The sequence below is a fragment of the Collinsella sp. CLA-ER-H9 genome, assembly GCF_040092295.1.
Taxonomy (GTDB): Bacteria; Actinomycetota; Coriobacteriia; order Coriobacteriales; family Coriobacteriaceae; genus Collinsella.
Genome location: NZ_JBBNLV010000021.1, coordinates 19,978 through 27,245, shown reverse-complemented (window position 1 = coordinate 27,245; position 7,268 = coordinate 19,978). Strand labels below are relative to the sequence as shown.

The following is a 7,268-nucleotide window of genomic DNA, read 5'->3' as shown; positions in this document are numbered from 1 at the left end:
CATCTCCACCGTTCCTTCAACTGGGAAAACGGCGCCCCCGGGCCCCAGGAGGGGCCGCGGGGGCGTTCGGCTAACTGCGGGAATGGCCTATTTGCTCAATGTGTTCGGCTGAGATCGGAAATCAACCTTTCGCACGAATTATTGGACGGATGTCGTTGCTGGCCGCTTGCTCGCCCACAGAGGGCCGGTCGCGGCCTGTGAGATTTCCTGCTCTACAGTCCTGCTCGCACGAAGAGCACATTAAGTGCTCTTCGGCTCGTGCGGAACTCGCGATAAATCTCACAGGTCGCGCCCGGCCCTCTGTGGGCGAGTAAGCTGCGGAAACTCGGTCGGTCCAGAGCAATATCGTGCGAACGGAATTCTGGCTGATGACCTGTTCGCGACAAGCACTCGATAGGCAGTCTCCTCTATACCCTTCTGTAAGTTGCGGTGAAATAGGGACTGAATTTGGGGTTGAATCGTTTAAACAGTCCCTATTTCACCGCAACCTATGGGAGGGATCGAAAAAGGCGGAGGCCCTGGAGAGGGCCTCCGCCTTTGTTACAAAGGACGATGTTATTCGCGAGCTGGGGGATTAGACCAGACGGGCGTTGATCGTCTTGGCGATCTCGGCGGCGTCGGAGGAACCCTTGACGGTGGCACGGAAGTCCTCGTCCATGAGCGCCTCGGCGACCTTGGACAGGATCTTGAGGTGCGTGGTGCCAGCCTGGGCACCGGGGATGAGCAGAGCGATAGCCACGTTGACGGGAGCGCCGTCCATGGTGTCCCAACCGGTCACGCCAGAGTCGTCCTTGACGACAATGACGGCGGCCTCGGTAATGGCATCGGACTTGGCATGCGGAATAGCGAAGCCCTCCATCATGCCCGTGGTGCCCTCGGCCTCGCGGGTCAGGAAGGCGTTCATCACGGCATCGGCGTCGTCAGCGAGACCGGCCTTGACGGCCTGGTTGGAGACGAAGCTCAGGGCCTCGTCACGAGAAGCGAAATCCTCGGCGACAAAAACGTTCTCGACCTTCACGAAGTCGGCAGCCTCGGCCTTGGGGGCCTCGACGGCAGCGGCCTTGGGAGCCTCGACCGGCTTAGCGGGAGCGGCAGGAGCGGCCTTCTGGTTCTTCTCGAAATCATACTTCTTGAAAGCGACGAACAGGATGCCACCGACCACAGCGCCGATGAGGATCGCGAGGACCCACAGCGGACCGTTCTCGACAACAGGCAGGACCAGGAAGCCACCGTGGGGCGCCGGATCGTGGACGTTGAACATGATGGTCAGGATCGAGGCGATGGAGGAACCGAGCATCATGATGGGCATGACGGGCCAGATGTTCTTGGTCATGAACGGAATGGCGCCCTCGGTGATGTGGGTGCAACCAAGGATGAGGTTGACGACACCGGCGTCATGGTCCTCCTGGCTGAAGTATTTCTTGCCGACGATGACGGCGAAGGTGGTGATCAGCGGCGGAACGATACAGGCGGCGGAGACGGCAGCCATGAAGTTGGTGCCGAAGTTGTAGGTGTCGGTGCCAACACCAGCTGCCAGGGCCTCGGTGAGCATGGCGGTACCGGTGACGTAAGCAGCCTTGTTGACCGGGCCGCCCATGTCAAAGGCGCACATGCAGCCGATAGCAAGACCCAGGACAACAGCGCCGGAGGCAGACAGACCCTTGAGGAAGTCCATCATGGCGGTGTTAATGGCAGCCATGGGGCCGGAGATGCCGAGCATCACGAGACCGACAATCAGCGTGGAGAACAGCGGGTACAGGAAGATAGCCTTGAGACCGTCCAGGTTCTTGGGCAGACCGGCAAAGACCTTCTCGAGCAGTAAGATGACATAGCCAGCGAGGAAGCCGCCGACGATGCCGCCCAGGAAGCCGAAGCCCACACCGGTGCCGCCGGCGTCAATGAGCATTGTACCGTCGGGTCCCTCGACGACAGGCAGACCCTGGATGGCGATCATACCGGCGACGAAGCCGGGGACGAGCGCTGGGCGCTTGCCGATGGACTCGGCGATGTAGGCGGAAAGCACGGGAACCATGAGGTTCATGGCAATGCCGCCGATGATCTTGAGCATAGCGGCGAAGCTGTTGTAGTCGGCAGCCGTCGAATCAAAGGACGTGATGCCCCACAGGAACGAAACGGCGGTCAGGACGCCACCGGCGACGACGAAGACCAGCATGTGGCTGACGCCATTCATGAGGTGCTTATAGATGATGTGGCCGATGGACTCCTTCTCCTCGACCTCATCCTCGACATCGACAGCAGCCGCAACCGTGTCGTCGCCCTTGGCGGCGAGTGCGCGGTCGATCAGCTTGCCGGCAGCCTCGACGGACAGGGCCTTGGAAACACCAACGGAAACCATGGGCTTACCGGCGAAACGCTCCGGCTGGACATCCTTGTCGGCTGCGACGACGACGGCCTTGGCACCAGCGATCTCGCTCTTGGTGAGCTCGTTCTCGACACCGACCTGGCCATGGGTCTCGACCTTAATGGTCAGACCGCGCTCGGCAGCTGCCTTCTCCAGCGCCTCCTTTGCCATGAAGGTGTGCGCGATGCCGGTCGGACAACCGGTGGCGGCGATGATGTCAAACTTAGCCATATGTCCCTCCTTTTTAAGTTTTGCGCCCGCAGGCGCTCCCCTACACGCGCGTCCTTGCGCGCTTTTCCACATCTGAAAGATACCAAGCCACCGCTTGTACGAGAAGTAATACAGCTCATTTCTCCGGTGAAAGGTTCTTTCATTACCGTAAACGGTCGATGAAAGTTTACCATCAACTATTGAAACGGCAAGGTGTATCTTGTAATTGAAAATGCCCCTATACTACGACATTACAAAGCAAGTCCGATTTTTATGCCAGCCAGGAGCCATCCCATGTCAGATAGCAGCAAGAGCGCACTCTCCCTTATTAGCACGCACAGGGGGTACAGCGAGTCCGAGCAACGCATTGTCGACTATATCCTAGAGCATCAGTCCGAGGCACCGCGTCTGACAGCCGCCCAGCTCTCGCACGCTGCCGCAACCTCCGAGGCAACCGTCTCGCGCTTCTGCCGCAAACTGGGTTTTGGCAGTTTTCGCAGTTTTCAGTTTTCGCTGGCGCGCGATCTGGAGAGCCAGCGCAATGAAGGACTCACCGACGAGGTGTCGCTCGACAATATGGAGCAGAGCCTCAAGAATATTCTCGCTGCCAAGGTAAGCGAGCTCAATGCGACGATCGATGGCATTGATCACGACACGCTGGCAGCCGTCGTGCACGCGTTTAAGAACGCAGGGGCGATCGAATTTGCAGCCGTAGGCAACACCAACGCCGTCGCGCTCGACGCGACGTTTAAGTTTTCGCAGCTGGGCCTTCGCTGCATGGCAAGCACCATCAGCGAGATCTCGATTGGTTTTGCGCTCACGTTGCGCCCTGGCGATTGTATAGTGCTGATCTCGAACTCCGGCAAGTCGCGCCGACTGAATCGCATGGCAAAAGCGGCTCGCGGCTGTGGCGCCACCGTTGTCGTCATCAGCAGCGACAGCAAGTCCCCGCTTGCTCGCCTGGCCGACTACACCTTTAATACTGTGAACCACGAGGCACTGCTCACCACGGGCGACTTTGCGTTCTCCAAGATGAGTGCCACGATGATAATCGAGGTTATCTACAACTTCCTGCTGCCCGAGATTGAAGACGCCCGCGAGCATATCAGCTACTACGAGGAGCTCATCCAGCCGGATAAGGTCGTGGAGTAGGTTTTATCAGGGGACGTTATGTACCGTTCCGATAAAACTATGCCGGTTTACTACGATGAAATCGGAATATGCGACCACATCGTGTTTTAAAAGAAAACCGCAGGGGTTCTACTTGCGGTTTTCTTTTTACAATTTTAGCTGTGCTCGAGCTACGCCGATTCATCGTAGTAAACCGGCATAGTTTTTGACGGTCGGGCCAGACAAGCAAGTGGCGGTGCAACAATTGCTGATATTTTGTCCCCGCCAACACTGTCAGCTCGTTCTAACCTCGAGCCTCTTCCAACATCTGCTTGGCATGTGCCAGGCTTGCCTCAGATTGATCGCCACTCAGCATACGGGCGATCTCTGCGATGCGGGCGTCCCCGGCCACCTCATCCAGATGCGTCTGGGGAACGTCGCCGGGCTCTTTGCTCACCACGTAGTGTTTGTCGGCTATGACAGCGACCTGCGCCAGGTGGGTTACGACAATCACCTGATGCGTAGCGGCGAGATCTGCCAGCACGCTCGCGAGGGCACGTGCTGTAGAGCCGCCGACACCGGCATCGACCTCGTCGAACACCAGCGTATCCACGCCGTCCGCGTTACCGAGAACGACCTTGCTCGCCAGCATGACGCGGCTCAGCTCGCCGCCCGACGCAATGCGGCGCAGGGGGCGCGGCGTCAATCCGGCACCACTGCGATACAAAAGCTCATAGCTCGAAGGCCCCGCCAGCGTCCATTCGGCACGCGGAAGATCGCGCGACTCCCAAACGAGCTCGGCGTCGCCCATCTCCAAGCGCGCCATCTGACGGCCAACCTCGTGGCAAAAGCGAGGGGCTGCGGTATTCCGCACGCGTTTAAGCGCCTTGGCAGCAGCAAAAAGCTCGCGTTCGGCACACCCGAGCGCCTCGCGAGCCTTCTTGATCTGCGCATCACCATCGTCTACCAGCGACAACAGCTCTTGTGAGCGGTCGCGCATGGCAAAGACATCATCCATGGTGGGCCCCCACTGACGCAGCAGACCCTTAAGATCGGAATAACGCTCGCGCATACGAGCCAGCTCGCGCGGATCGAAGGCGACCCCATCGCGATAGGTGCGCAGCTCGTTGGCACAATCCTCAAGCGAGATACAGGCATCCGAAAGCGCATCGGCGATATCACCCAGCTTGCGGTCGACGGTCGCCATGCGGGAAAGCTCCGCCACGGCACTGTTCACGGCATCGAGCGCTCCCCCTTCAGCTGCAAGCGATACATGGGCATCGTTGGCCGTGGCCACCAACACCTCAGCATGCTCGGAGCGCGGCAGCAGCTCCTCGAGCTCCTCATACTCACCCGGCTTGGGGTCGACCTCGGCGATGCGCTCCAGGGCGAAGCGCGCCTCCTCAACGCGACTCCCCTGCGCACGCGAGGCCTCTTCGACGCGACGGACCTCCTTGGCAGCCGCACGCGATGCCTTAAAGCAAGCACGGTAGTGCTCGAGCACCTCGAGTGCCGGGCGTCCTGCCCAGGCATCAACCATGGCAACATGATGCGCCGGGTCGAGCAGGCGCTGGTGCTCGTGCTGACCGCAAAGATCCATCATCACGCCGACGCGCTCCGAAAGTTCACGCACGCTGGCGATGCGGCCGTCAATTTTTACGCGGCTGCGGCCCTCGGCAGAAAGGCTGCGCTGCACGGTGAAGCCCTCCGTGTCGTGCGGTCCGTCAAACAGACGCGCCTCGACGCTGGCAAGCGCCTCGCCCTCGCGCACCGTCGACGAATCCGCGCGCTCGCCCAAAATGAGCTTAAGCGCCGAGAGCAGCGCGGTCTTACCGGCGCCGGTTTCTCCGGTCAGAACCGTTAGACCCGCGCTCGGAACCAACGTCGCCTCGCGAATGAGTGCAATGTTGGAAACCTGCAGCTCATCGATCATGGCGCACTCCGTAGAACACGCGGCTCACCGAGTTATAGAAGCTCTCGGGGCCGTAATCCAGCAGCAGCACATCGCCGGGACCACGGCGCACAGCCACGCTCTCGACCGTGCCATCGCAGGTAATAAACTGTCCATCGATGGCGATCGCCGGAACGCTCGGGCGATCATCGGACATAAAGATCTCCACGACATCGCTCGGCGAGGTCAAAAAAGCGCGAGCCTGAATGGTATGCGGGGCGATGGGCACACAGACCATGCCCGTGTAATCGGGGCTGACGATGGGGCCGCCGGCGGAAAGCGCATAGCCGGTGGAGCCAGTCGCCGTCGATACAACCACGCCGTCACCGCGCAGGCGGTCGATATGATGGCCGGACACCGTGATGTCGAATTCGACCATATCGGACAGGGGCCCGCGCGTAAGCGCCATATCGTTGAGGGCAAACGTGCGCACAACATCCTTCGTGCCGTCTTCGCGAACCGAAACAATATCGGCGGCGATGGTGGCACGGCGGCTCACATGGAGCTCGCCGGACAGGGCATCGCTCACGACCTGCAAAATGTCGCGCTCCTCGGGGCTCGCGGCCGTCAAAAAACCCAAATGACCATAGGAAAGACCCAAAATGGGAATCTCACGGTAGTTGAGAATGCGGGCGGCACGCAGCAGCGTGCCGTCGCCGCCGAGCGTAATAACCAAGTCGGCATCGTCAACATCGGGCGCGCTCTGAATCTTGGAGCGCTGATCGGCAGCCCATGCGACCTCGTAGCCCTGGCGCGAAAGCCAAAGCTCGAGCATCAGGCCGCTCTCGACCGCCTCTTGCTTGTAGTAATTGGGAACCAGAAAGACCTTCATAGCGTTGCAGCTTTCTCGCTCAAAACCGATACCTGGGATTGCAACTCAGCCTCGGCGCGCTCGCCGGGGGCAAACCTCGTGCCGTACAGGAAAAACTCAACGTTACCCTTGGCGCCATGGATGGGCGACACGCACACGTCGCGCGGGAACAGGCCCTTAGCGGCAAAGAGCTCGATCGCCGCCACGAGCGTATCGCAACGGACGGCGGGGTCTGTCACAATACCGCCCTCGCCCACCAACGCAGCCGGAGCCTCAAACTGCGGCTTCACGAGCGTGCAAAACGAACCCGAAAGCTTCAGGCACGCCAGCACGGCGTCGATGATATTTGCGATACTCGTAAACGACACATCGCACACGGCCAGGTCGATAGCGCCGCCGTAGCCGAGCTCGGGCAGCTGTGTCACGTTGGTGCGCTCATGGAGCGTCACGCGATCGTCTTGGCGCAGCGACCAATCAAACTGGGCGCGGCCCACATCGACCGAAACAACTGTAGCTGCGCCGCGCTTGAGCAGGCAATCGGTAAAGCCGCCCGTAGAACAGCCCACATCGAGGCAAGCAAGGTCCGTCGGATCAATCCCAAACGAATCGAGTGCGCCCTCGAGCTTGAGCCCGCCACGCCCCACATAGGGAATACGACCCTTCACGTGCAACGGCAACCCGGGCGTCACCTTAAGCCCCGGGGAGGTCAAACGCTCGCCGCCACTCGAGACCAAGCCGGCCATAAGAGTGCGAAGGGCATCCGCGCGATCGGCGCAGATGCCCTGTGAAATCAGTTCGTCATCGAGACGCACGCGTTTCATGAA

The 7,268-nt window shown here is 60.3% G+C and carries 5 protein-coding genes; 1 reads left to right on the top strand and 4 read right to left on the bottom strand.

From position 1 onward, the window contains the following. Nucleotides 1–574: 574 nt before the first annotated feature. Nucleotides 575–2,593: a fructose-specific PTS transporter subunit EIIC gene (locus AAAX73_RS09240; protein WP_349125724.1), complete on the bottom strand. Its 2,019-nt coding sequence runs from the start codon at nucleotides 2,591–2,593 to the stop codon at nucleotides 575–577. Nucleotides 2,594–2,866: 273 nt separating this feature from the next. Here AAAX73_RS09240 and AAAX73_RS09235 point away from each other — a divergent pair, with 273 nt between their 5' ends. Continuing rightward, the gene (locus AAAX73_RS09235; protein WP_349125723.1) at nucleotides 2,867–3,724 is read left to right on the top strand and encodes a MurR/RpiR family transcriptional regulator; all 858 of its coding nucleotides are present in this window, start codon (nucleotides 2,867–2,869) and stop codon (nucleotides 3,722–3,724) included. Nucleotides 3,725–3,986: 262 nt separating this feature from the next. Here the strand turns inward: AAAX73_RS09235 and AAAX73_RS09230 are convergent, their stop codons facing one another. The 3 genes from AAAX73_RS09230 to AAAX73_RS09220 are packed head-to-tail and all read right to left on the bottom strand — an operon-like array spanning nucleotide 3,987 to nucleotide 7,265. After that, entirely contained in the window at nucleotides 3,987–5,615 is a 1,629-nt protein-coding gene (locus tag AAAX73_RS09230; RefSeq protein WP_349125722.1) for a DNA repair protein RecN, read from the bottom strand. Beyond that, a complete protein-coding gene (locus AAAX73_RS09225) occupies nucleotides 5,605–6,465 on the bottom strand; it encodes an NAD(+)/NADH kinase (protein WP_349125721.1) in 861 nt (286 codons plus the stop codon). The genes AAAX73_RS09230 and AAAX73_RS09225 overlap by 11 nt, the downstream gene beginning before the upstream one ends. After that, complete coding sequence (locus tag AAAX73_RS09220; protein ID WP_349125725.1) at nucleotides 6,462–7,265, bottom strand: TlyA family RNA methyltransferase; 804 nt, start codon at nucleotides 7,263–7,265, stop codon at nucleotides 6,462–6,464. Before AAAX73_RS09220 ends, AAAX73_RS09225 begins: the two co-directional genes overlap by 4 nt. Nucleotides 7,266–7,268 lie beyond the last annotated feature (3 nt).